Here is a 22,375-nt window from a genome sequence, read left to right as displayed (position 1 = left end):
CCGAACGCGAAGTCGAGGGAGGGGGAGTAGTCGTCCGGATCGTCGAGCCGGCGGGTCTCGCGGTGGCCGGCCGTGCGGCGTGCCGGGACGGGCGGGGCCGGCGGGACCGGGACGGAGCCGTGCTGCTCGTCGGAGCCGGGGCCGGGACGGGTGCTGTCGTCACTCATGGCGCGAGTCTAGCCAGCACCCGGGCGGCGGCGGAGGGGTTCCGTCCGCTCACGCGGGCAGGTACCCGCCGTCGCGCAGGTCGCCCACGAAGGCCGTCCAGGCGAGGTAGGCGATCACCGCGAGGACGATCGCGAGGTAGCCCAGCACGAAACCGGCGACTGCGAGACCGCGTCCGCGCTGTCCGGAGCGTCGGGCCTGGGCGAAGCCGATGTGGCCGAGGACGATGGCGGCGGGCGCCAGCCCCAGCAGTCCGCACACCAGAGCCGCGACCGCGAGCGGATTCATCGGCGGGCGGCGGGGCGGGAGACCGGGGTAGGGATCGGCGGCGGCCGTCGGCGGCGGGTAGGCCGCCGACGGCTCGCCGAGCGGAGGGGCGAACGGCGCGGGCGCCGGTCCGGTCTGCGGTCCGGGCGCGGTGTCGTCGGTCACGGTGTCCTCCTGGTGGTGCGGGCGCCCCCGAGCCTCGGAGGCGTGTCGATCAGTACCCGGTCGAGGGCATGGTCGCCGCGATCGAGAAGAGCGCGACGAACGAGATGATGGTGATGATGATCGCGACGAAGCCGATGATGACGGCGGCGAGGGCGAGGCCACGGCCCTTCTCCCCCGTGCGCTTGATCTGCGACAGGGCGATGAAGCCCAGCACGATGCCCACGATGGAGACGAAGAACGAGGCGATGAAGCCGATGATCGCCAGGATGTTGTAGCGGTCGGACGCGGGCGTGTACGGAGTGGTCATGGAATCCCCCAGGGTCAGGAACGAGCGGATGCGGCCAAGAGTGGCAGTGGCACGATCCGCCTGTCAAAAAGCTGGACGGCGCTTGCGCGGCCCGGCCGCCGCCCGGTAGAGGCCTCAGCGGACCTGGATCTCGGTGACCGGGAGGGTCGAGTCGGCCCCGAAACCGAGCCCCGACGGCGGATGCCCCGCCTCGATCAGCTGCGCCGCCAGTGCGGCGATCATCGCGCCGTTGTCGGTGCAGAGCGAGAGCGCCGGGATCCGTAGGGTCACTCCCGCGGCCGCGCACCGCTCCTCCGCCAGCGCGCGCACCCGGGCGTTGGCGACCACGCCGCCGCCGAGCAGGAGGCGCGGCACGCCCCGGTCGCGGCAGGCGGCGAGCGCCTTCGTGAGCAGGACGTCGGCGACCGCCTCGCGGAAGCTCGCCGCGACGTCGCCCACATGCACCTCCTCCCCCGCGTCCTGGCGCTTCTCGACCCAGCGGGCGACCGCGGTCTTCAGCCCTGAGAACGAGAAGTCGTAGCGGTGGCGCTCGAGGTCCTTCGGCAGGCTGAGCCCGCGGGGGAAGCGGATCGCCTTCGGGTCCCCGTCCGCCGCCACCCGGTCGATCTGCGGTCCGCCCGGATAGGGCAGGCCCAGGACTCGCGCCACCTTGTCGAAGGCCTCGCCGGCGGCGTCGTCGATGGTCTCGCCGAGCAGCTCGACGTCCGACACCAGATCGCGCACGTGCAGGAGCGAAGTGTGCCCGCCCGAGACCAGCAGCGCGATCGTCGGCACCTCGACGGGGCTGCCCTCGCTGCCGTCTGCACGGAGGACATCGGCTCCCACGTGGCCGACGAGGTGGTTCACGGCGTAGAGCGGCAGGCCGAGCGAGACGGCGAGCGCCTTCGCCGCTCCGACGCCGACCATGAGCGCGCCCGAGAGTCCCGGTCCGCTGGTGACCGCGATCGCGTCCAGGTCGCCGAGCGCGACACCGGCCTCGGAGAGCGCCGCGTGCAGGGCGGGCTCGAGCGCCTCCAGGTGCGCCCGGGCGGCCACCTCAGGCACGACGCCGCCGTAGCGGGCGTGCTCCTCCATCGAGGAGGCGATGGTGTTCGAGAGAAGCGTCGTGCCGCGGACGATGCCGATCCCCGTCTCGTCGCAGCTGGTCTCGATGCCGAGGACGAGGGGTCCGGTGCTCACGGGGTCTCCTGGGTCGGGGTCGGCGGCCGGCGCATCACGATCGCGTCCACTCCGTCGGGCTGGTAGTAGGCGGGGCGGACGCCGATCTCCTCGAAGCCCTCCGAGCGGTAGAGGGTCTGCGCGGCGGGGTTGTCGGCGCGGACCTCGAGGAAGACCTCGCGGGCGCCGCGTTCGCCGGCCGCCTCGAGGAGCGCGCGCAGCAGTCGGCGGCCGAGGCCGGTGCGGCGGACCCGGGCGACGACCGCGATCGTCTGCACGTCGCCCTCGTGGGCGCCGACGGGGCAGAGGAGCCCGGCGTAGCCGACCACCTCGCCGTCCTGCTCGGCGACCAGGTACCGGGTGTGACGGCTCCGGATCTCCTCCGCCATCATCCCGCGCGACCAGGCGTCGCCGGCGAACTCGGACTCCTCGATCGCCATGACGGCGTCGAGGTCGTCCGGCTGCGCGTCGCGGAGCACGGCCTCGCTCATGCGGTCACCCGCTTGGGACCGGTCGACAGCGTGACGTCGGGCGAGCGGAGGTAGAGGGGCTCGTCCGCGGCACCGGGCCGACCGGCCGCGCGCAGGCGGGCGGCCACGACTCCGAGCTCGCCGGCGGAGACCGACTCGGCCTCCAGGCGCGGGAGCTCCGGATGCGGGAGGGCCGGCGGCTTGTCCAGGCCCGGGCCGGCGAGGCGGACGGGGAGTCCCTGATCGTCGAGCCCGTCGTAGGCGCTCCAGTACAGCTCGCGACGACGGGCGTCGGTGACGACGAGGAAGCCGGCGGCGCGCCCGTGCCGCAGCGCGGCGAGCGCGATCGCGTCGTGCGAGACCACGGGGAGGGTGGGGACGCCGCGGCCGAGCGCGAAAGCCCGGGCGGCGGCGATCCCGACCCGGAGGCCGGTGAAGGGGCCGGGGCCCATGCCCACGGCGACCGCCTCGATGCCCCCGGGAGCCACGTCGGCCGCCTCGAGCGCCTCCTGGATCAGCCGGCCGACCACCTCCGCGTGGCGCATGGTGTCGGTCTCGGTGCGCTCCGAGCGCACGGCGCCCGCGGAGTCGACGACGGCGACGGAGGTTCCGGAGGAGGTGTCGATCGCGAGGAGCACGCGTCCAGGGTACCCGCGGGCTCAGCTCCAGCCGGTGCCGCGGAAGCGGACGGTCCGCGGCTCGATCGGCTCCTCGCCCTCCTCGGCGTCGGAGCCGGCGGTCGGCCGCTCGATGACCACGTCGAGCCAGGACTCCGCGACGCCGTCCAGCATCCCGGCCCCCCACTCCACGACGATCACAGAGCGCGCCGGATCGAGGTCGAGGTCGTCGAGCTCGACCGGCGAGCCCACGCGGTAGGCGTCGACGTGCACGAGCGGCGGCCCGTCGTGCAGCGGCGGATGCGTCCGCGCGATCACGAAGGTGGGGCTCGTCACGGGACCCCGCACGTCGAGGCCCTCGCCGAGCCCGCGCGTGAAGGTCGTCTTGCCCGCGCCGAGCGGCCCGGTCAGCACCAGCAGGTCGCCGGCGCGCAGCACTCGGCCGAGCTCGCGGCCGAGCTCCGCCATGGCCTCCGGATCGGCGACCTCGACGACACGGTCCGCGAACCAGGAGCGCTCAGGCACGGCCGTCCGCCGCGCTCAGCAGCCGCCGCTGGACCCGCGGCCCGAGCCGGGTGACCAGCTCGTAGTTGATGGTGCCGCACCACCGCGCCCACTCGTCTACCGAGGGGACGCCGGTCGTCGGGTCGCCCCAGAGCGTCACCGGGTCGCCCGTCGCGACGCTCGCATCCCCCACGTCGACGACGAACTGGTCCATCGCGACCCGCCCGGCGATCCGGTGGCGGCGGCCGCCGATCGAGACCTCCGCGACGCCGGAGGCGCTCCGCGGGATGCCGTCCGCGTAGCCGAACGGCACGAGCGCGAGGGTCGTCCCGCCCTCGGCCCGCCAGGTGTAGTCGTAGCTCACGCCGGTCCCGTGGGGCACCCGGCGGACGCCGGCGACGCGGCCCTGCAGCGTCATCGCCGGGACGAGCCCGAGCTGGAGCGAGGTCTCGTCCTCGAACGGCGAGAGTCCGTAGAGGGCGATGCCGCTGCGCACCATGTCGAGGCGGGCCTCCGGGAGGCGCAGCGCCGCCGCCGTCGCCGCGAGGTGCAGGACCGGCGCCTGCACCCCGTGCGCCGCCAGCACGGCCTCGGCGCGGCGGAGGAGCGCGAGCTGGGCGAGGTCGTCCTCGCGCGAGGTGTTGGACAGGTGCGAGAACAGCCCGGTGAGGTGGACGGTGCCGCGAGCGCTGTGACGGGCGAGCGCCTCCGCCAGGTGCGGCCACTCCTCCTCCGCGGCGCCGTTGCGACTGAGGCCCGTGTCGACCTTGAGCTGCACGGCCGCGCGCACGCCGCGGTCCTCCGCCGACTGCGCGAGCGTGTCGAGCTGGTCGACCGAGGAGACGGCGACGTCGATCGAGTGCTCGAGCGCCGCGTCGAAGTCCTCGCCGGGGTCGTGCAGCCAGCAGAGGATCGGAGCGACGACGCCTGCCTCGCGCAGGGCCACGGCCTCCCGCAGCTCCGCGGTGCCGAGGGCGTCCGCGCCGCCGTCGAGCGCCGCCTGCGCCGCGGCCAGGGCACCGTGCCCGTAGCCGTTGGCCTTGACGACGGCCATCAGCCGGCGGGCGCCGGTGAGCTCGCGCAGACGCGCGGCGTTCGCCGCCATCGCGTCGACGTCGATCACCGCCTCTCGGTACGACGCGGGGACGCTCACGACTCTGCCACCACGAACGCGCAGGCCACGCCCGCGTCGTGCGTCATCGAGAGGTGCACGCGCGTGATCCCGCGCGCCTCCGCGGCCGCCCGGGCCGGGCCGTGCAGCGCGAAGGACGGATTCCCGTGCTCGTCCCGCTCGACGACCATGTCGTGCCAGCGGGCGCCCACGGAGTCGCCGAGCGCCTTGATCAGCGCCTCCTTGGCGGCGAAGCGGCCCGCCAGCGAGGCGACGGGGAGCGAGCGTTCGCTCTCGGCGAACAGCCGGTCGCGGAGCCGGGGCGTGCGCGTCAGCGAGCGCTCGAAGCGCGCGAGGTCCACGACGTCCACCCCGATCCCCACGATCACGGCTCGATCACTCGACCGTGACCGACTTGGCGAGATTGCGCGGCTGGTCGACGTCGAGGCCCTTGGCGGCGGCGAGCTCCATCGCGAACATCTGCAACGGGGTGACGGCGAGCAGCGGCTCGAACAGCGGGTCGGCGAGCGGGATCGGCACGACCTCGTCGGCGATCTGGATCGCGGCCGTGTCGCCCTGCTCCGCGATCGCGATGACGCGTGCGCCCCGGGCCTTGATCTCCTGGATGTTCGAGATCACCTTGCGCTGCAGCTCGTACGACTCGCTCGGGCTCGGCACGATCACGAAGACGACCTGGCCAGGCTCGATCAGTGCGATCGGGCCGTGCTTGAGCTCGCCCGCCGCGAAGCCCTCGGCGTGGATGTAGGCGAGCTCCTTGAGCTTCAGCGCGCCCTCGAGCGCCACCGGGTAGCCGACGTGGCGGCCGAGGAACAGCACCGCACGGGTGTCGGCCATCCAGCCGGCCAGCTGGGCGATGTCGTCGGAGGCGTCGAGCACGCGGGAGAGCTTCTCCGGGATCGCGGCGAGCTGAGCCGCCTGCGAGGCGACGAGCTCGGTGGAGGCGGCACCGCGCACCGCGGCCAGGTGCAGCCCGAAGAGGTAGAGCGCCGCGATCTGGGCGACGAAGGCCTTGGTCGAGGCGACCGCCACCTCCGGGCCCGCGTGCGTGTAGAGCACGGCGTCCGACTCGCGTGGGATCGTCGCGCCCTGGGTGTTGCAGACCGAGAGCGTCTTGGCGCCGTGCTCGCGGGCGTACTTGACCGCCATCAGCGTGTCCATCGTCTCACCGGACTGGCTGATCGAGACGACGAGGGTGCGCGGGGTGAGCACCGGGTCGCGGTAGCGGAACTCGTGGCTGAGCTCGACCTCGACGGGGACGCGCGCCCATTTCTCGATCGCGTACTTGGCGACCATGCCCGAGTAGGCGGCCGTGCCGCAGGCGATGATCGTGATGCGGTCGATCTCCGTCAGCACCGGACCGAGCGCGTCGAGCTCGGGCAGCGTGATCGCGCCCTCGTGGATGCGGCCGCGGAGCGTGTTCGCGACGGCCTCGGGGCCCTCGGTGATCTCCTTCGCCATGAAGCTCGACCAGCCGCCCTTCTCGGACGCCGACGCGTCCCAGGCGATCTCGAACGGCTCGGTCTCGACGGGGTTGCCGAAGAAGTCGGTCACCGTGACGAGCTCCGGGGTGATCGTGACGATCTGGTCCTGGCCGATGGCGACCGCGCGGCGGGTGAACTCGACGAACGCCGCGACGTCGGAGCCGAGGAAGTTCTCCCCGTCGCCCAGGCCGATCACGAGCGGCGAGTTGCGGCGCGCGCCGACGACCACGCCGGGCTGGTCCTGGTGCAGGGCGAGCAGGGTGAACGCGCCCTCGAGGTGCGCGACGACGGCCTGGAAGGCGAGCACGAGGTCGCCGGTGCGGCGGTACTCGCGGGCGATCAGGTGCGCGGCGACCTCGGTGTCGGTCTCGCTCTCGAAGACGGCGCCCTCGGCGAGCAGCTGCTCCTTGAGCGGCTGGAAGTTCTCGATGATGCCGTTGTGGATGACGGCGAGCCTGCCCTCGTCCGCGAGGTGGGGGTGGGCGTTGCGGTCGGTCGGGCCGCCGTGCGTCGCCCAGCGGGTGTGGCCGATGCCCGTGGTGCCCTCGGCCAGCGGGTGCGCTTCGAGGTCGTCGACGAGGACGCTGAGCTTGCCCGAGCGCTTGCGGCTGTCGAGCTGCCCGTCGGCGTCGATCACGGCCACGCCGGCCGAGTCGTAGCCGCGGTACTCCAGACGCTTCAGGCCCCCGAGCAGCACGGCCAGGCTGTCGCGCTCACCGACGTATCCAACGATTCCACACATGCGCTCGATTCTAAGCGGCGCGGAGGCGCCTCCCGCGGCGTCGGGCACCCGGCGGGGCGGACGCTAGGATCGGTCCCCATGCCGTCGTCTCCTCGCGATCCCGCACGCGACGCGCACCCCTCCCCCTTCGTCGAGATCGTCCGCTCCGACTGGGCCGAGCTCGCCCGCACCACGGAGCTGCCGCTAACGGAGACCGAGGTCGTGCAGCTGCGGGGGCTGGGCGACCGGCTGAGCCTCTCCGAGGTCGCGGAGGTCTACCTGCCGCTCTCGCGCCTGCTGAGCCTGTACGCCGGTGGCGCGCGGCACCTGCACCGCGCGACGAGCACGTTCCTCGGGGAGCGCGCGCAGCCGACTCCGTTCGTGATCGGCGTCGCGGGGTCGGTCGCGGTGGGCAAGTCGACGATCGCGCGCCTGCTGCGGGAGCTGCTCGCCCGCTGGGAGGACACGCCCCGCGTCGAGCTGGTGACCACCGACGGCTTCCTGCTGCCCAACCGCGAGCTGGAGCGCCGCGGTCTGATGAGCCGCAAGGGCTTCCCCGAGTCGTACGACCGGCGGGCGCTGCTGCGCTTCGTCTCGGAGGTGAAGGGCGGGGCCGCGGAGGTGCGCGCGCCGTTCTACTCGCACCTCTCCTACGACATCGTCCCCGACGCCGAGATCGTCGTGCGGCGGCCGGACGTGCTGATCGTCGAGGGCCTGAACGTGCTGCAGCCGCCGGTGCCCGGTCACGGCCTGGCGGTCAGCGACCTGTTCGACTTCACCGTCTACGTCGACGCCCGGACCAGCGACATCGCGCGCTGGTACGAGGAGCGCTTCCTCACCCTGCAGCAGGGCGCGTTCGCGAATCCGAACTCCTACTTCCACCGCTACGCGGCGCTCAGCCCGGACGAGGCCCGTGAGCGCGCGCGGAGCATCTGGGCCGCGATCAACGAGCCGAACCTGCTGCAGAACGTGCGCCCCACCCGCTCCCGCGCGAGCCTGGTCCTCCGCAAGCAGGCCGACCACACGGTCTCCTCGGTCCTCCTCCGCAAGATCTGACCGCGCCCCCGGTCGCTGTTCGCCGCCGCGCGCACCGCGCAGCCACCGACGTCGAACCCCTTCACCGCACGATCGGCGCAGGCTCGCCGCCACCCACGAGCCGTCAGCGTGAATCGCGTGCCAAGCGATTCACGCGCGGCGAACGCGACCCGCTCCACCCAGCGCGACCACCTCGACAAGCCGACCGCGAGGGGCCGCGCAGGGAGCGGCCCCGCAACGAACACCGCCGCGTGCCAAGCGATTCCCACGCGGCGAACGCGCCCCGCTCCACCCATCGTGACCACCTCTCCAAGCCGACCGCGAGGAGCCGCGCAGGGAGCGGCCCAACCCACGAGCCGTCGTGGGAATCGCGTGCCAAGCGATTCACCCGCGGCGAACGCGCCCCGCTCCACCCATCGCAACCACCTCGCGAAGCCGACCGCGAGGGGCCGCGCAGGGAGCGGCCCCTAAACGAACACAGCCGTCGTGGGAATCGCGTGCCAAGCGATTCACCCGCGGCGAACGCGCCCCGCTCCAGCCATCGCAACCACCTCGCGAATCCGACCGCGAGGGGCCGCGCAGGGAGCGGCCCCGCAACGAACACAGCCGCGTGCCAAGCGATTCACCCGCGGCGAACGCGCCCCGCTCCACCCATCGTGACCACCTCCCCAAGCCGACCGCGAGGAGCCGCGCAGGGAGCGGCCCAACCCACGAGCCGTCGTGGGAATCGCGTGCCAAGCGATTCCCGCGCGGCGAGCGCACCCCGCTCCACCCATCGCGACCACCTCTCCAGGCCGACCGCGAGGAGCCGCGCAGGGAGCGGCCCAACCCACGAGCCGTCGTGGGAATCGCGTGCCAAGCGATTCACCCGCGGCGAACGCACCCCGCTCCACCCATCGCGACCACCTCCCCAAGCCGACCGCGAGGAGCCGCGCAGGGAGCGGCTCCTTAAGAGCGCAGCCGCTCGAGCACGACCGCGGCGAGCGATTCGGCGAGGCGGTCGGCCGTCTCCTGCGTCTTCGCTTCGACCATGACGCGCACCATCGGCTCGGTGCCGGAGGGGCGCAGGAGCACGCGGCCGTCGCTGCCGAGCTCGGCGGTGGCGTCGGCGACGGCGGAGGCGATGACCTCGTCGTCGCGGACGCCCTCGCGGTCGACGCCGCGCACGTTGAGGAGGGTCTGCGGGAAGACGGACATGACGGCGGCCAGGTCGGCGATCGTGCGTCCGGTCCGGGCCATCTCGGCCGCGAGCTGGAGGCCGGTGAGCACCCCGTCGCCGGTGGTGGCGTAGCGGCTCATGATGACGTGGCCGGACTGCTCCCCGCCGAGCGAGTAGCCGCCGTCGTTCATCGCCTCGAGGACGTAGCGGTCGCCGACCGCGGTCTCGATGACGCGGATGCCGGCGTCGCGCATGGCGAGCTTGAGGCCGAGGTTGCTCATGACGGTGGCCACGAGGACGTCATCGCGCAGGGCGCCGCGGCGGGCCATGGCTGTCGCGAGGATCGCCATGATCTGGTCGCCGTCGACGATGCGGCCCTCGGCGTCCACTGCGAGGCAGCGGTCGGCGTCGCCGTCGTGGGCGATGCCGATGTCGGCGCCGGCCGCGCGGACGGCGTCGGCGACGTTGTCGAGGTGGGTGGAGCCCACTCCGTCGTTGATGTTGAGGCCGTCGGGGTCGTTGCCGATGACGGTGACGGTCGCTCCGGCGTCGGTGAACACTTGGGGCGAGATGCCGGCGGCGGCGCCGTGCGCGCAGTCGATGACCACGTTCAGGCCGTCGAGACGGGTGCCCTCGAGGGATCCGAGCAGGTGGAGGACGTAACGGTCCTCCGCGTCGGAGAAGCGGGTGATGCGGCCGACGTCGGCTCCGGTCGGCGTGAGCGGGGGGACTCCGAGGGCCGCTTCGATGCGGTTCTCGAGCTCGTCCGGGAGTTTGCGTCCGCCGGCGGCGAAGAACTTGATGCCGTTGTCGGCGGCGGGGTTGTGCGAGGCCGAGATCATCACGCCGAAGTCGGCGTTCTCGTCGGCGATGAGGTAGGCGGTGGCGGGCGTCGGGATGACGCCGGCGTCGAGCACGTCGACTCCAGCGCTCGCGAGACCCGCCGCGACCGCGGCTCCGATGAACTGACCGGAGATGCGGGGGTCGCGGGCGAGCACGGCGACGGGCCGACGGCCCTCGGCCCGGGCGGCCGCTCCGAGTACACGGGCGGCCGCCTGGGCGAGGCCGAGAGCCAGGTCGGCCGTGACCTCGCGATTCGCGAGACCACGGACGCCGTCTGTTCCGAACAGGCGCGGCATGGTGCGCAGTCCCTTCTCGAGCTGCTGGTCGTGCGGCCGTCAGGCCGCGTCGACTAGCGCTTCGAGAACTGGGACGCCTTGCGGGCCTTCTTGAGACCGGCCTTCTTGCGCTCGATGACGCGGGCGTCGCGGGTCAGGAAGCCCGCCTTCTTCAGGATCGCGCGGTTGTTCTCGCGGTCGATCTCGTTGAGGGCACGGGCGATGGCGAGGCGCAGCGCGCCGGCCTGACCGGAGGGGCCGCCGCCGGTGATCTTGGCGACCACGTCGTAGGAGCCGATCAGGTCGAGCACCTTGAAGGGGTCGGTGATCAGCTGCTGGTGCAGCTTGTTGGGGAAGTACTCCGCGAACTCGCGGGCGTTGACGGTCATGCCGCCGTTGCCGGGGACGAGGCGCACGCGGGCGATGGCCTGCTTGCGTCGGCCCACGGCTGCGCCGGAGACGTTGAGGACGGCGCGGGGCGTCGTGGACGCCTCGGTGGCCGGGCTTTCGGTGGAGTAGCTCTCGGGAGCCACGTCGATCTGGTCTGCGATCTTCGCCACGGTGTAGGTGATCCTTTGTCTTCGAAGTCTGGGGTGTCGGGGAGGGCCGGAGCCTACTGGGCGACCTGGGTGAAGGCGTACGCCTGCGGCTGCTGGGCCGCGTGGGGGTGCTCGGATCCCGTGTAGACCTTCAGCTTGCGCAGCTGGGCGCGGCCGAGGGAGTTCTTGGGGAGCATGCCGCGGATGGCCTTCTCGACGGCGCGGACCGGGTTCTTCTCGAGGAGCTCGGCGTACGTGGTGGCCGAGAGGCCGCCCGGGTAGCCGGAGTGGCGGTAGGCCTTCTTCTGAAGGAGCTTCTGGCCGGTGAGGGCGACCTTCTCCGCGTTGACGATGATGACGAAGTCGCCCATGTCCATGTGCGGCGCGAAGGTGGCCTTGTGCTTGCCGCGCAGGAGCGCCGCGGCGTGGGTGGCGAGACGGCCGAGCACGACGTCGGACGCGTCGATGACGATCCAGTCGTGCTGGACGTCAGCCGGCTTCGGAGAAAAAGTGCGAGTCACGTGAGTGCTGCTTTCTGGTCGGAGTGAGGTGTTCGTGGATCCCGCTCCGTGGCCGTTCGACCCGCGAGGGGGCCGAACCGATCCGGTGGAGGGCTCAACTTCGGGCGCTCGGCACACGGCCGAAAACACCAAGGGTCGACATTACAGCAAAGCCCCCGTGCGGCCAAGCACGGATCGTGGCGGCAGGGGCTCCGGCGGCGGGAGGTGCGACCCGAGCCGCCACGGGTCGCGGGGCGCGTTCGCGCGCCCTCGCCTCACTCCGAGTCCTCCGGGTCCGGCCCCTCGGTCCGCACGGTGCGCTTCGCCCGGGTGAGCAGGGCCCGCTCGGCGAGTGCGTCGTCCTCGGGGTAGTCGACCTCGCGGAGGATGAGGCCGCGGGCCGGCATCACCGCGAACGCGTTGGTCCGTCTGGCGGCGTCCCGGAGCAGCGGGACCGCCCCCGCCTCGAGCTTCCCGGCGCCGACCGCGACGCACGCCCCCACGAGGGCCCGCACCATGCTGTGGCAGAAGGCGTCCGCGCGCAGGTGGGCGTGCAGGACTCCGTCGGCGTCTCGCTCCCAGGTGAAGTCGAGCAGGCTCCGGATGGTGGTGGCCCCTACGCGGGCACGGCAGAACGACGCGTAGTCGTGCAGGCCCAGGAGCGAGCGGGCCGCGGCCGACATCGCGTCGAGGTCGAGGGAGTCGGTGATCCAGGTGGTGTACGTGCGGTCGAGCGGGTGGCGCATCGAGGAGGCGTCGGCCAGCCGGTACTCGTACCGCCGCCAGCGCGCCGAGAACCGCGCGTCGAACCCCTCCGGCGCCTCCGTCACCCGGTGCACCGAGACGTCGGTGTACTGCCCGAGGATCCCGCGGAGCCGCCGCTCCAGGATCGACGCGGGCGGGAACGGCTCCTCCCCCGGTCGGCGCCGGCCGGTGCTGATGCGGCCCCACTGCTCGGGGGTGAGGTCGACGTGGGCGACCTGGGCGCTGGCGTGCACGCCGACGTCGGTGCGCCCGGCGACCGTCACGGTCGGGTGCTGCTCGGAGCGCAGCACCAGGGCGAGCGACTCCTCGAGCACCCCCTGCACGGTGCGGAGGCCGGGCTGCTTGGCCCACCCGGAGAAGTGCGAGCCGTCGTAGGCCAGGTCGAGGCGGACGCGGTGCATCAGACGAGTCTAGAGCGCGCCGTGGTCGCGGCTCAGGCGACCGCGAGCGGGACGTCGACGGCCGCCAGGGCCGAGACCGCCTAGCCGACCAGCGTCGACTGCTCGCCGACCGAGGAGACGATCCGCGCCTCCCAGCCGCCTGCGAGCACGGCCAGCTCGGAGGGAGCGGAGGCGATGCCCTGCACCCCGTAGGCGGCCGTGCCCAGCGAGACCGGCACGGCGCCGAGCGCCTCGCCCGCACCGGTGAAGGTCTCGACGAGGGGCCCGCGGTGCAGCGTCAGCACGACGACCGGATCGCCGCCGTCGACGGCGTAGGAGCACGTGTCTTCCGCGGCGGTGATCGACACGGTGCCCGCCGTCGAGCCGGCCTCCTGCTCGACGAGGGAGGCGGGGAGAGCGGTCGCGCAGTCCACGCCCTCGCTCGACGGCACGGAGGGCACGGAGGGCACGGTCGGTGCGGCCGACGGTACCGGAGGCGTGCTCGCGAGGCCCGCCGACTCCGGCACGTCGATCACCTCGCCGGAGGCGCAGCCGCTCACTCCGCCGGCGAGTGCCAGGGCGAGGAGCGCCGCAGCAGCCGAGGAGGGCAGTCGCACAGGAGTCCTCCGAGGATCGTCGGGGCGGACCCCGGGAGCGCCGGTCGTGACGCGGCCGCACCCGACGAGCGCAGCCGTGCCATCGTAAGCGACGATTCGCGCCACTCGGCCCCGTGGAACGACGAGAGCCCCCCGCCCCGGAGGGGACGGAGGGCTCTCGGCAGAGGGGGCGTGACTACTTGGTCGCGCCGGTCTCCTCGACAGGAGCGTCCTGCGCGGCGTCCTCGACGGGAGCGTCCTGCACGGGCGCCTCCTCGACGGGGGTCTCCTCGGCAGTGGTCTCCTCGGCGGGGGCCTCGTCCACCGGAGCGGACACGGGCGCCGTGGCGGTGCGCGACTTCTTCGCCTTGGGCGTGACGGGCTCGAGGACGAGCTCGATCACGGCCATGGGCGCGTTGTCTCCCTTGCGGGGGCCGATCTTGGTGATGCGGGTGTAGCCGCCCTCGCGCTCGGCGACGAGCGGAGCGATCTCGGTGAAGAGCTCGTGGACGACCGACTTGTCGCCGATCGTCGCGAGGACGCGACGGCGGGCGTGCAGGTCGCCGCGCTTGGCGAAGGTCACCAGGCGCTCGGCGAGGGGACGAAGGCGCTTGGCCTTGGTCTCGGTCGTCTTGATGCTCTTGTGCGTGAACAGGGCCGCGGCCAGGTTCGCCAGCAGCAGGCGCTCGTGTGCGGGTCCGCCTCCGAGGCGGGGGCCCTTGGTGGGCTTGGGCATGGGTTTACTCCAGTACTAAAGGGGTGTCAGCAGGTCGGACGCGAGGAGCCGGGGCTCCGGAGCGGAGGACCTAGATGCTCTCGTCGTCGTAGCTGTAGAAGTGGGCGCCGTCGAACCCGGGGACCGAGTCCTTGAGCGACAGGCCGAGCTCCGTCAGCTTCTCCTTGACCTCATCCACCGACTTCTGACCGAAGTTGCGGATGTTCATGAGCTGCGTCTCCGAGAGGGCGACGAGCTCATTGACGTTGTTGATGCCCTCGCGCTTGAGGCAGTTGTAGCTGCGCACCGAGAGGTCGAGGTCCTCGATGGGCATGGACAGCTCGGTCGAGAGGACCGCGTCGACCGGCGCGGGGCCGATCTCGATGCCCTCGGCCGCGTTGTTCAGCTCGCGGGCGAGACCGAACAGCTCGGTCAGCGTGCGTCCGGCGGAGGCGATGGCGTCGCGCGGCGAGATCGCGGCCTTCGTCTCCACGTCCACGACCAGGCGGTCGAAGTCGGTGCGCTCGCCGGCACGGGTGGCCTCGACGCGGTAGGTGACCTTCAGCACGGGCGAGTAGATCGAGTCGACCGGGATCTGGCCGGCCTCGGAGAACTCGCTGCGGTTCTGGGTCGCCGAGACGTAGCCGCGGCCGCGCTCGATCGTGAGCTCGAGCTCGAACTTCGCCTTGTCGTTCAGCGTGGCGATGACGAGCTCCGGGTTGTGGATCTCGACACCGGCCGGAGCCGAGATGTCCGCGGCGGTGACCTGGCCGGCTCCCTGCTTGCGCAGGTAGGCGGTGATCGGCTCGTCGTGCTCGGAGGAGACGACGAGTCCCTTGATGTTCAGGATGATCTCGGTGACGTCCTCGCGGACGCCCGGGACGGTCGTGAACTCGTGCAGGACTCCGTCGATCCGGATGCTGGTGACAGCAGCGCCGGGGATGGAGGACAGCAGGGTGCGACGCAGCGAGTTGCCGAGCGTGTAGCCGAAGCCGGGCTCGAGGGGCTCGATGACGAAGCGGGAACGGAACTCCGAGATGTTCTCCTCGGTGAGCGTCGGACGCTGTGCGATAAGCACTGATGATTCCTTTCGATCACGTGTCCGCTATATGACACGTGCGTTTGCGAGGTGTGGAGTTGTGAAAGAAATGCGCGATCCGTCGGCCGGCCGCACTCCCCGCCCGGAGGCGGTTCGTGCGGCCGGCCGACGGCTGCGAGTGCTGCTTAGACGCGACGACGCTTGGGCGGGCGGCAGCCGTTGTGCGCCTGCGGGGTGACGTCGTTGATCGAGCCGACCTCGAGGCCTGCGGCCTGGAGCGAGCGGATCGCGGTCTCACGACCCGAGCCGGGGCCCTTCACGAAGACGTCCACCTTCTTCATGCCGTGCTCCTGAGCCTGGCGCGCGGCCGACTCGGCGGCGAGCTGGGCGGCGAACGGCGTCGACTTGCGCGAGCCCTTGAAGCCGACTCCACCGGACGAGGCCCAGCTGATGACGGCCCCGGAGGGGTCGGTGATCGAGACGATGGTGTTGTTGAACGTCGACTTGATGTGGGCCTGGCCCACAGCGATGTTCTTCTTCTCCTTGCGGCGCGGCTTGCGCGCGGCCGACTTGGGGGTAGCCAATTCTGTATCTCCTCTAGGTCCGTGTCGCCCGCGTTACTTGCGGCCGGCCTTCTTCTTGCCGGCGACGGTGCGCTTGGGTCCCTTGCGGGTGCGCGCGTTCGTCTTGGTGCGCTGTCCACGGACCGGGAGGCCGCGACGGTGGCGGAGGCCCTCGTACGAGCCGATCTCGACCTTGCGGCGGATGTCGGCGGCGACCTCGCGGCGGAGGTCGCCCTCCACCTTGTAGTTGCCCTCGATGTAGTCGCGAAGCGAGACGAGCTGGTCGTCGCTGAGGTCCTTGACGCGGATGTTGCCGTCGATCCCGGTGTCGCTCAGGGTCTTGAGCGCGCGAGTGCGGCCGACACCGTAGATGTAGGTCAGTGCGACCTCCACGCGCTTCTCGCGCGGGATGTCTACTCCTGCCAGACGTGCCATTGTGGCTTCTCCTGTGAGTGAGTGGAGGTGTGAAGCAGCACCGGTGCCTCGGCCTCCGACCGAAGGTGTCCTCGCCGTCCACCCCGGGGTCGCCGGGGTGCTGCGCGATTTCTGGTGCTGCGGGTGTGTTCAGTTGTGCAGTGGGGGCGGCACGCCGCCCCTGCGCTCCCTCGCGGAAGCAGCGGGACTAGCCCTGGCGCTGCTTGTGGCGGGGGTTGCTGCTGCAGATGACCATCACGTTGCCGTGGCGGCGGATGATCTTGCAGTGGTCGCAGATGCGCTTGACGCTGGGGTTGACCTTCATTGTTCTTGTCCTTGTTTTCGCTGGCGTCGTGCTCCCGGCGGATGCCGGGGCCGTTCCTTACAGGACACGCACGTCGCGAACGTCAGCGGAGCGAACGCCTACTTGTAGCGGTAGACGATCCGGCCGCGGGTCAGGTCGTAGGGGCTCAGCTCCACGATCACCCGGTCCTCGGGAAGGATCCGGATGTAGTGCTGACGCATCTTGCCCGAGATATGGGCGAGAACTTTGTGTCCGTTGGTCAGCTCCACGCGGAACATCGCGTTGGGGAGCGCCTCGACAACCGCACCTTCGATTTCGATGACACCGTCTTTTTTGGCCATAGCCTCACTGTCGTTCGGAAGTAGTGTGTGTACTGGTCGTGCGAATGTTTCCGCGACGATCCACCACCGGGCGAGAGCCCGGATCGGGGTTCGCGGGCATGCCGGAGCACGCGCAAAACACCAAGGGTCGATGCTACGCGAATCGCGGCCGTTCCGCCACCTCGGGCGTGTCGCCCCCTCCTCCGCCTCCGCGTCCGACGCGCGCCCCCTGCCGGGCCCCGCGTCCGCCGCCGCCTAGGCTGGCTCCGTCGAGCCGGAGGGAGAGCACATGGCGCGCACGACGAGGTCAGCGACCGCGAGGCGGAGCTGGTACTCGCACCCGGTGGTGACGATCCTGGCGGCGATCGCGGTCATCGCCCTGGTGCAGACCTTCTTCGTGAAGGTGTACACGGTGCCGACCGGCTCGATGGAGAACACCCTCCAGGGCGGCGGGTTCTTCGGCGACCGCATCCTGGTCGACCGCACCCTCGCCCTCCAGGGCGGGCCGGAGGAGGGGCAGATCGTCGTCTTCTCGCGCGACGCCGACTGGGGCGCGAGCGACGAGGCCGGCAGCCCCCTCTCCGAGATCGTGAAGACCTTCGGCGACGTCACCAGCATCGGCCCCTCCCACGAGGAGTTCCTCGTCAAGAGGCTGATCGCCGAGGGCGGCCACACCGTCTCCTGCTGCGACGCCGAGGGGCACGTGCTGGTCGACGGGAAGCCGCTGGACGAGTCCTACGTGTTCGAGGACTTCCCCTTCACCCCCGGGACCCTCGACTGCACGACGAGCCCCGCGTCCCTCCGCTGCTTCGACGAGTACACCGTCCCCGAGGGCTCCCTCTTCGTCCTGGGCGACCACCGGTCGAACTCCAACGACTCGCTCGGCGAGTGCCGCGGCGCCGGCGGGCCGATCGACACATGCGTGAAGACCGTGCCGATCGACAGGGTCACCGGACGCGTCTTCGCCGTGGCCTGGCCGCTCACCCGCTGGCGGCTGTTCTAGCGCTCCGCCCGAGCCGCCGCAGACGACGACGAGGTCCCCCGCGGGAAGCAGAGGACCTCGTCGTCGTTCACCGCCGTGCGGCCACGGGACTAGCCGCGGACGACCGCCACGACCCGGTCGAAGAGCGGATGCTCGGCCGTGAGGCCGGTGACCTCCGCCACGAACTCCTCCGGGGTGAGCGCGGCCAGCTTCTCGTGGAGCTCCACGCTCTGGGGGTCCTCGGGCACGTCGAAGCGCAGCGCGGCGCCGATCGCGGTGAGAAGGCCCTCCGGCGTGCGCCCGCGCTCGGCGAGCTCGGCCGCCGGTCCGATGAAGCGCTCGTGCCGCGACAGCTTCCGCAGCGGCTGGCGTCCCACCCGGTCGACCGTGTCGGTCAGGTACGGGTTGGCGAAGCGCTTCAGCGTCTTCTCGAGGTAGGCCTGCTGCTCCTCGTCGCTGAAGCCGTGCTTGGCCACGATGAGCGCCTTGGTATCCTCGAGCGCGGCCTTGACCGCGTCGTGCACCTCGGGCATCGCCAGCGCGTCGGAGAGCTTGTGCGCTCCGGCCGCGAAGCCGGTGTAGGCGGCCGTCGCGTGGCCGGTGTTCACCGTGAAGAGCTTCCGCTCGATGAAGGGCTCGAGGTCGTCGACCCAGGTCGCGCCCGGGATCTCCGGCTCGGTGCCCTCGAACGGAGTGCGGTCGACGACCCACTCGAAGAAGCTCTCCACCGTCACGTCCAGGCCCTGGCCCGGGTCCTGGTTCGGGACGATGCGGTCCACCGCGGTGTCGGCGAAGACGGCGCGGGTGCGCAGGCGCTCCCACTCGTCCGCGCCGAGGTTCGCGGCGACCTCGGTCTGCAGGAGGCGCGTGGCGTTGATCGCGTTCTCGCAGGCCATGACCGCCAGCCGCGGCGCCGACTCGTCGCGGGCCGCGAGGCCCTTCGCGATCACGGGGGCGACGAAGCGCAGGATGTTCGGGCCGACGGCCGTGGTGACGATGTCGGCGGCGGCGATCTCGCGGACGAGCGCCTCCTCGTCGGCGGCCGAGTCGATCGCGCGGAAGCGGTCGACGACGTGCGTGGCCGCCTCCTCCCCCACCTCGTGCACCTCGTAGCTGTCGGCAGCGCCGAGGCGGCCGATCAGCTCGGAGTTGACGTCGGCGAAGACGAGCTCGTAGCCGGCGCCGTGCAGGATCAGGCCGACGAAGCCGCGGCCGATGTTGCCGGCGCCGAAGTGGACGGCGGTGGGCATCAGGAGTTGACCTCGCCCAGCAGGCTGTAGAGCGACTGCGCGTCCGGGGCGTCGAGGAGCTTCTGCACCTCGTCCTCCTCCGAGAAGATGATCGCGATCTTGGAGAGGATCTCGAGGTGCTCGTTGTCGACGCCGGCGATGCCGACGACGAAGCGCACCTCGTTGCCGTCCCAGTCGATCGGCTGCGCATAGCGCACGAACGAGAGGGCGGAGGAGCGGATCTCGTCCTTCGCGTCGTTGGTGCCGTGCGGGATGGCGAGCAGGTTGCCCATGTAGGTCGAGACGGTCGCCTCGCGGGCGAGCATGGCCTCGTAGTAGGCGGGGGTGACCGCGCCGACGCCGACCAGCATGTCGGCGGCCTCCTTGATGGCGGCCTCCTTCGTGGTGGCGGTGCCGGAGGCGTCGATCTGTCCGATGGTGAGCACGTCGCTCATGGGGTGCGTCCTTCCGTGGAGGTGCTGACAGCGAGGGAACCCGCAGGGGCGAGCGGAGCGTGTCCGCCCTGTCGCACCCTACGGGTTCCCTCCGAATGGTTGGCGTACTACTTGCCGTGCTGCTCCGCGACCAGCGAGACGACCTCGTCGTACTTCGGGCTGTTCATGAAGTTGTCCACGGAGACGTGGATCGCGCCCGGGGTGCGCTGGCGGGCGCGCTCCGTGAGCTCGGCCTGGGTGATGACCAGGTCCACGTCGTCCTCGAGAGCGGCGATCGCCTTGTTGGTGACCGTGACGTCCTCGAAGCCCGCCTTCTTCATCTTGTTCCGCAGCACCGAGGCGCCCATCGCGGACGAGCCCATGCCGGCGTCGCAGGCGAAGACGATGTTCCGGACCTGGGTCGCGGTGGCCGTGGCCCCCGCGGTCGAGGCGCCGGCCGAGTCCTGCGGAGCGTTGGCGCCGCGGGCGTTGATGAGCGAGCCGACGGCGCTCTCCTTGCCCTTGTTCGCCTCGTTGGCGGCGACGGCGGCGGCGAGCTTGTCGTCGCCCTCCTGCTCCGCGGCCAGGTCGCGCTTGCGGCCGGACCGGATGATGACCGAGGCCACCAGGAACGACACGGCGGTCGCGAGGATCACCGAGAGGATGACGCCGAGGAAGCTGTCGTTCGCGGTCTGCAGGAGCACCGCGATGATCGAGCCGGGCGAGGCGGGGGCGCGGAGGCCGGAGTTGAACGCGACGTTCGTCGCGACACCGGTCGCACCGCCGAGGATGACGGCCGCGAGCAGCGCCGGCTTCATCAGCACGTACGGGAAGTAGATCTCGTGGATGCCGCCGATGAAGTGGATGATCGCCGCACCGGGAGCGGAGGCGCGGGCCGCGCCGACGCCGAAGAACGCGAAGGCCAGGAGCACGCCCATGCCGGGGCCGGGGTTGGCCTCGAGGAGGAAGAGGTAGGACTTGCCCGCCTCCTCCGCCTGCTGCACGCCCAGCGGCGTGAGGATGCCGTGGTTGATGGCGTTGTTCAGGAAGAGGATCTTCGCCGGCTCGATGAAGAGCGAGGTCAGCGGGAGCAGACCCGCGTTGACCAGGAACTCCACGCCCGCGCCGAGGGCGGTCGAGAGGCCGACCACGAGCGGCGCGACGCCCGCGAAGGCGAGGAGCGCGAGCAGGAGGCCGAGGATTCCGGCGGAGAAGTTGTTGACCAGCATCTCGAAGCCGGGCTTGATCTTGCCGTCCCAGATCGAGTCGACCTTCTTCATGAGCCACGCCGACAGCGGGCCCATGATCATGGCGCCGATGAACATCGGGATGCCGGCGCCGACGATGACGCCCATGGTCGCGATGGTGCCGACCACGCCTCCGCGGGCGCCGTAGACCATGCGGCCGCCGGTGTTCGCGATGAGGAGCGGGAGGAGGTAGGTGATCATCGGGGCGACGAGGCCGGTATTGACGACGTCGGGATCCGTGCTCCAGCCGCCGAACTGCTGGACCCAGGTGGCGTCGATGCCGAGGAGCGGGAGCCATCCGGTCTGGATGAAGAGGGCCGTGATGAAGCCCCAGGCGATGAAGGCCGCGATGTTCGGCATGACCATTCCCGAGAGGAAGGTGCCGAAGCGCTGGACGTGGACGCGCGCTCCACCGCGCGTCGACGTCGCTGACGTCGTTGTCATGTGGTGTGTTCTCCGATTTCTAGGGGCGGGCCGGCGGCTCGGCGAAGGACGTCCTCGACGCCCAGGCCCTGATGGCCGAGGACCCGTCCCTCGCGGACGACGTCAAGGCGCGGATCGCCGGGGGCAAGACCGCGGAGCGCGCCGTGCACGAGGCCTTCGCCGGCTTCCGCGACCTGCTCGTGGCGATGGGCGGCTACATGGCCGAGCGCGCGACCGACCTCGACGACGTCTCGCAGCGCGTCGTGGCGCACCTGCGCGGCGTCGCCGCTCCCGGCGTCCCCGAGTCGGACGAGCCGTTCGTGCTCGTCGCCCGCGACCTCGCTCCGGCCGACACGGCGCTGCTCGACCTCGAGAAGGTCCTCGGTCTGATCACCAGCGACGGAGGACCGACCTCGCACACGGCGATCCTCGCCCGGGAGAAGTCGATCACCGCCATCGTCGGCACCACCGGCGCCCTCGACCTGCGGGACGGCCAGCTCGTCATCCTCGACGCCACCTCCGGCGTCGTGACGGTGAACCCCTCGGACGCCGAGATCGGCGCCGCGAAGTCCTCGATCGCCGAGCGCGCCGAGATGCTCGCCGCACCGGTCGTTCCCGGCGCGCTGGCAGACGGCCACGCCGTGCCGCTGCTCGCGAACCTCGGCTCGGCCGACGGCGCTGCGAACGCGGTCGAGCTCGGCGCCGAGGGAGTGGGGCTGTTCCGCACCGAGTTCCTCTTCCTCGACGCGAAGGAGGCGCCCTCGGTCGCCGAGCAGGCGGAGCAGTACACGCGCCTGCTCGCTGCGTTCCCCGGCCGCAAGGTCGTCGTCCGCGCGCTCGACGCCGGCGCCGACAAGCCGCTGAGCTTCCTCAACGACGACCACGAGGAGAACCCGGCCCTCGGTCTCCGCGGACTGCGCGCCCTCCGTGCCAGCGAGCAGATCCTCCGCGACCAGCTCACCGCCCTCGCCCAGGCCGATGCCGCGACCGACGCCGACCTCTGGGTCATGGCGCCGATGGTCGCGACCGTGGACGAGACCCGCTACTTCACCTCGATGGCGCGGGAGCTCGGCATCCGCACCGCCGGAGTGATGGTGGAGGTCCCCTCCTCCGCCCTGCTCGCCGACCGCATCCTCGGAGTCGCGGACTTCGCCTCGATCGGCACCAACGACCTGACCCAGTACACGCTCGCCGCCGACCGCATGCTCGGCACGGTCTCGGCGTTCCAGGACCCGTGGCACCCGGCCGTGCTCCGCCTCGTCGGCGAGGTCGGCCGCGCGGGAGCGGCGCTGGGCAAGCCCGTCGGGATCTGCGGAGAAGCCGCCGCCGACCCGCTGCTCGCCGTGGTCCTCGTCGGCCTCGGCGCCACCACCCTCTCGATGTCGCCGTCGGCTCTCGCCGACGTCCGCGCCGAGCTGGCCGAGCACACCCTCGAGGACGCCAAGCGGTACGCGGAGCTCGCTCTCGCCGCCGACAGCGCCGCCGACGCCCGCTCCGCGGTCACCGAGGCGATCGCCGCCTCCTGATCCCGGATCACCAGCCCCACCTCCCTGCACCACCCCGCCACTCGGGAGCCGGGACGCCTCAGGAGCGTCCCGGCTCCCGAGTGGCGGGGTGGTGCAGGGA

Annotated in this window: 25 protein-coding genes and 1 pseudogene; 3 read left to right on the top strand and 23 right to left on the bottom strand. The window is 71.7% G+C overall.

Features of this window, described 5'->3' with window-relative positions; all coding sequences use genetic code 11:
- Positions 1–216 precede the first annotated feature (216 nt).
- The 9 genes from C5C95_RS15765 to glmS form a co-directional block, all read right to left on the bottom strand.
- Complete coding sequence (locus C5C95_RS15765; RefSeq protein ID WP_104234159.1) at positions 217–597, bottom strand: DUF4190 domain-containing protein; 381 nt, start codon at positions 595–597, stop codon at positions 217–219.
- Between the two features lie 49 nt (positions 598–646).
- Complete coding sequence (locus C5C95_RS15760) at positions 647–904, bottom strand: DUF4190 domain-containing protein (RefSeq protein ID WP_104225014.1); 258 nt, start codon at positions 902–904, stop codon at positions 647–649.
- A 114-nt stretch (positions 905–1,018) separates the two neighbouring features.
- A complete protein-coding gene (tsaD, locus tag C5C95_RS15755) occupies positions 1,019–2,083 on the bottom strand; it encodes a tRNA (adenosine(37)-N6)-threonylcarbamoyltransferase complex transferase subunit TsaD (RefSeq protein ID WP_104324809.1) in 1,065 nt (354 codons plus the stop codon).
- Positions 2,080–2,553 (bottom strand): ribosomal protein S18-alanine N-acetyltransferase, encoded by a 474-nt coding sequence (gene rimI, locus C5C95_RS15750; RefSeq protein WP_104324808.1) that lies wholly within the window; start codon positions 2,551–2,553, stop codon positions 2,080–2,082. The genes tsaD and rimI overlap by 4 nt, the downstream gene beginning before the upstream one ends.
- Positions 2,550–3,170: a tRNA (adenosine(37)-N6)-threonylcarbamoyltransferase complex dimerization subunit type 1 TsaB gene (gene tsaB, locus C5C95_RS15745; RefSeq protein WP_104317831.1), complete on the bottom strand. Its 621-nt coding sequence runs from the start codon at positions 3,168–3,170 to the stop codon at positions 2,550–2,552. Before tsaB ends, rimI begins: the two co-directional genes overlap by 4 nt.
- Positions 3,171–3,191: 21 nt before the next feature.
- The gene (tsaE, locus tag C5C95_RS15740; protein WP_104227417.1) at positions 3,192–3,617 is read right to left on the bottom strand and encodes a tRNA (adenosine(37)-N6)-threonylcarbamoyltransferase complex ATPase subunit type 1 TsaE; all 426 of its coding nucleotides are present in this window, start codon (positions 3,615–3,617) and stop codon (positions 3,192–3,194) included.
- A gap of 49 nt (positions 3,618–3,666) precedes the next feature.
- A complete protein-coding gene (alr, locus tag C5C95_RS15735) occupies positions 3,667–4,776 on the bottom strand; it encodes an alanine racemase (RefSeq protein WP_258064185.1) in 1,110 nt (369 codons plus the stop codon).
- 26 nt (positions 4,777–4,802) lie between these two features.
- Positions 4,803–5,153, bottom strand: coding sequence for a holo-ACP synthase (locus C5C95_RS15730; RefSeq protein ID WP_104225009.1), 351 nt, complete (start codon positions 5,151–5,153; stop codon positions 4,803–4,805).
- 7 nt (positions 5,154–5,160) lie between these two features.
- Positions 5,161–7,008: a glutamine--fructose-6-phosphate transaminase (isomerizing) gene (glmS, locus tag C5C95_RS15725; protein ID WP_104227413.1), complete on the bottom strand. Its 1,848-nt coding sequence runs from the start codon at positions 7,006–7,008 to the stop codon at positions 5,161–5,163.
- A gap of 78 nt (positions 7,009–7,086) precedes the next feature.
- Between glmS and coaA the strand changes: the two genes are divergently transcribed.
- Positions 7,087–8,043 (top strand): type I pantothenate kinase, encoded by a 957-nt coding sequence (gene coaA, locus C5C95_RS15720; RefSeq protein WP_104225007.1) that lies wholly within the window; start codon positions 7,087–7,089, stop codon positions 8,041–8,043.
- Between the two features lie 927 nt (positions 8,044–8,970).
- On the opposite strand, the gene glmM is transcribed toward coaA, so the two are convergent.
- From glmM to infA, 11 genes are all read right to left on the bottom strand, one after another.
- Entirely contained in the window at positions 8,971–10,320 is a 1,350-nt protein-coding gene (gene glmM / locus C5C95_RS15715; protein ID WP_104324807.1) for a phosphoglucosamine mutase, read from the bottom strand.
- 53 nt (positions 10,321–10,373) lie between these two features.
- Positions 10,374–10,859, bottom strand: coding sequence for a 30S ribosomal protein S9 (rpsI, locus tag C5C95_RS15710; RefSeq protein WP_104225004.1), 486 nt, complete (start codon positions 10,857–10,859; stop codon positions 10,374–10,376).
- A gap of 53 nt (positions 10,860–10,912) precedes the next feature.
- A complete protein-coding gene (gene rplM, locus C5C95_RS15705; protein ID WP_104225003.1) occupies positions 10,913–11,359 on the bottom strand; it encodes a 50S ribosomal protein L13 in 447 nt (148 codons plus the stop codon).
- A 254-nt stretch (positions 11,360–11,613) separates the two neighbouring features.
- Positions 11,614–12,504, bottom strand: a complete 891-nt coding sequence (locus tag C5C95_RS15700) for a tRNA pseudouridine(38-40) synthase TruA (RefSeq protein ID WP_104227411.1) — start codon at positions 12,502–12,504, stop codon at positions 11,614–11,616.
- Between the two features lie 80 nt (positions 12,505–12,584).
- Entirely contained in the window at positions 12,585–13,100 is a 516-nt protein-coding gene (locus C5C95_RS15695; protein WP_104324806.1) for a hypothetical protein, read from the bottom strand.
- A gap of 175 nt (positions 13,101–13,275) precedes the next feature.
- On the bottom strand, positions 13,276–13,815 hold the full coding sequence (gene rplQ, locus C5C95_RS15690) for a 50S ribosomal protein L17 (RefSeq protein WP_104225000.1): 540 nt from the start codon (positions 13,813–13,815) through the stop codon (positions 13,276–13,278).
- A gap of 70 nt (positions 13,816–13,885) precedes the next feature.
- Positions 13,886–14,872 (bottom strand): DNA-directed RNA polymerase subunit alpha, encoded by a 987-nt coding sequence (locus tag C5C95_RS15685; RefSeq protein ID WP_104224999.1) that lies wholly within the window; start codon positions 14,870–14,872, stop codon positions 13,886–13,888.
- Positions 14,873–15,018: 146 nt separating this feature from the next.
- Complete coding sequence (gene rpsK / locus C5C95_RS15680) at positions 15,019–15,417, bottom strand: 30S ribosomal protein S11 (protein WP_055787170.1); 399 nt, start codon at positions 15,415–15,417, stop codon at positions 15,019–15,021.
- A gap of 33 nt (positions 15,418–15,450) precedes the next feature.
- The gene (gene rpsM / locus C5C95_RS15675) at positions 15,451–15,831 is read right to left on the bottom strand and encodes a 30S ribosomal protein S13 (protein WP_068251511.1); all 381 of its coding nucleotides are present in this window, start codon (positions 15,829–15,831) and stop codon (positions 15,451–15,453) included.
- 187 nt (positions 15,832–16,018) lie between these two features.
- Positions 16,019–16,135, bottom strand: a complete 117-nt coding sequence (gene rpmJ / locus C5C95_RS15670; RefSeq protein ID WP_055787164.1) for a 50S ribosomal protein L36 — start codon at positions 16,133–16,135, stop codon at positions 16,019–16,021.
- A 98-nt stretch (positions 16,136–16,233) separates the two neighbouring features.
- Positions 16,234–16,455 carry a translation initiation factor IF-1 gene (gene infA, locus C5C95_RS15665; protein WP_022883252.1) on the bottom strand — a complete coding sequence of 74 codons (222 nt, stop codon included), beginning with the start codon at positions 16,453–16,455 and terminating at the stop codon, positions 16,234–16,236.
- 268 nt (positions 16,456–16,723) lie between these two features.
- Between infA and lepB the strand changes: the two genes are divergently transcribed.
- Positions 16,724–17,437 carry a signal peptidase I gene (gene lepB, locus C5C95_RS15660; RefSeq protein ID WP_104224998.1) on the top strand — a complete coding sequence of 238 codons (714 nt, stop codon included), beginning with the start codon at positions 16,724–16,726 and terminating at the stop codon, positions 17,435–17,437.
- Positions 17,438–17,526: 89 nt separating this feature from the next.
- On the opposite strand, the gene C5C95_RS15655 is transcribed toward lepB, so the two are convergent.
- The 3 genes from C5C95_RS15655 to C5C95_RS15645 all read right to left on the bottom strand — a co-directional run bounded on the left by C5C95_RS15655 (position 17,527) and on the right by C5C95_RS15645 (position 20,770).
- The gene (locus tag C5C95_RS15655; protein WP_104224997.1) at positions 17,527–18,666 is read right to left on the bottom strand and encodes a mannitol-1-phosphate 5-dehydrogenase; all 1,140 of its coding nucleotides are present in this window, start codon (positions 18,664–18,666) and stop codon (positions 17,527–17,529) included.
- A complete protein-coding gene (locus tag C5C95_RS15650; protein WP_104224996.1) occupies positions 18,666–19,100 on the bottom strand; it encodes a PTS sugar transporter subunit IIA in 435 nt (144 codons plus the stop codon). Before C5C95_RS15650 ends, C5C95_RS15655 begins: the two co-directional genes overlap by 1 nt.
- Positions 19,101–19,207: 107 nt before the next feature.
- Positions 19,208–20,770, bottom strand: coding sequence for a PTS mannitol transporter subunit IICB (locus C5C95_RS15645; RefSeq protein ID WP_104224995.1), 1,563 nt, complete (start codon positions 20,768–20,770; stop codon positions 19,208–19,210).
- A gap of 26 nt (positions 20,771–20,796) precedes the next feature.
- Between C5C95_RS15645 and ptsP the strand changes: the two are divergent.
- A pseudogene (ptsP, locus tag C5C95_RS15640) lies at positions 20,797–22,275 on the top strand (phosphoenolpyruvate--protein phosphotransferase); the annotation flags it as partial.
- Positions 22,276–22,375: the final 100 nt, after the last annotated feature.

Origin of the sequence: Rathayibacter sp. AY1B7 (genome assembly GCF_002932735.1) — a bacterium.
GTDB lineage: Bacteria > Actinomycetota > Actinomycetes > Actinomycetales > Microbacteriaceae > Rathayibacter.
Note: the sequence above shows the minus strand (reverse complement) of the source record. Positions and strands in the feature narration are given on the sequence as shown.

What these genes read in the sequence shown, in the direction of transcription:
- rpmJ (WP_055787164.1), bottom strand. Translation starts at nt 16,135, where the DNA reads ATGAAGGTCAACCCCAGCGTCAAGCGCATCTGCGACCACTGCAAGATC.
- tsaE (WP_104227417.1), bottom strand. Translation starts at nt 3,617, where the DNA reads ATGGCGGAGCTCGGCCGCGAGCTCGGCCGAGTGCTGCGCGCCGGCGAC.
- C5C95_RS15655 (WP_104224997.1), bottom strand. Translation starts at nt 18,666, where the DNA reads ATGCCCACCGCCGTCCACTTCGGCGCCGGCAACATCGGCCGCGGCTTC.
- rimI (WP_104324808.1), bottom strand. Translation starts at nt 2,553, where the DNA reads ATGAGCGAGGCCGTGCTCCGCGACGCGCAGCCGGACGACCTCGACGCC.
- glmS (WP_104227413.1), bottom strand. Translation starts at nt 7,008, where the DNA reads ATGTGTGGAATCGTTGGATACGTCGGTGAGCGCGACAGCCTGGCCGTG.
- lepB (WP_104224998.1), top strand. Translation starts at nt 16,724, where the DNA reads ATGGCGCGCACGACGAGGTCAGCGACCGCGAGGCGGAGCTGGTACTCG.
- glmM (WP_104324807.1), bottom strand. Translation starts at nt 10,320, where the DNA reads ATGCCGCGCCTGTTCGGAACAGACGGCGTCCGTGGTCTCGCGAATCGC.
- C5C95_RS15650 (WP_104224996.1), bottom strand. Translation starts at nt 19,100, where the DNA reads ATGAGCGACGTGCTCACCATCGGACAGATCGACGCCTCCGGCACCGCC.
- C5C95_RS15645 (WP_104224995.1), bottom strand. Translation starts at nt 20,770, where the DNA reads ATGACAACGACGTCAGCGACGTCGACGCGCGGTGGAGCGCGCGTCCAC.
- C5C95_RS15760 (WP_104225014.1), bottom strand. Translation starts at nt 904, where the DNA reads ATGACCACTCCGTACACGCCCGCGTCCGACCGCTACAACATCCTGGCG.
- coaA (WP_104225007.1), top strand. Translation starts at nt 7,087, where the DNA reads ATGCCGTCGTCTCCTCGCGATCCCGCACGCGACGCGCACCCCTCCCCC.
- rplQ (WP_104225000.1), bottom strand. Translation starts at nt 13,815, where the DNA reads ATGCCCAAGCCCACCAAGGGCCCCCGCCTCGGAGGCGGACCCGCACAC.
- rpsM (WP_068251511.1), bottom strand. Translation starts at nt 15,831, where the DNA reads ATGGCACGTCTGGCAGGAGTAGACATCCCGCGCGAGAAGCGCGTGGAG.
- infA (WP_022883252.1), bottom strand. Translation starts at nt 16,455, where the DNA reads ATGGCCAAAAAAGACGGTGTCATCGAAATCGAAGGTGCGGTTGTCGAG.
- C5C95_RS15700 (WP_104227411.1), bottom strand. Translation starts at nt 12,504, where the DNA reads ATGCACCGCGTCCGCCTCGACCTGGCCTACGACGGCTCGCACTTCTCC.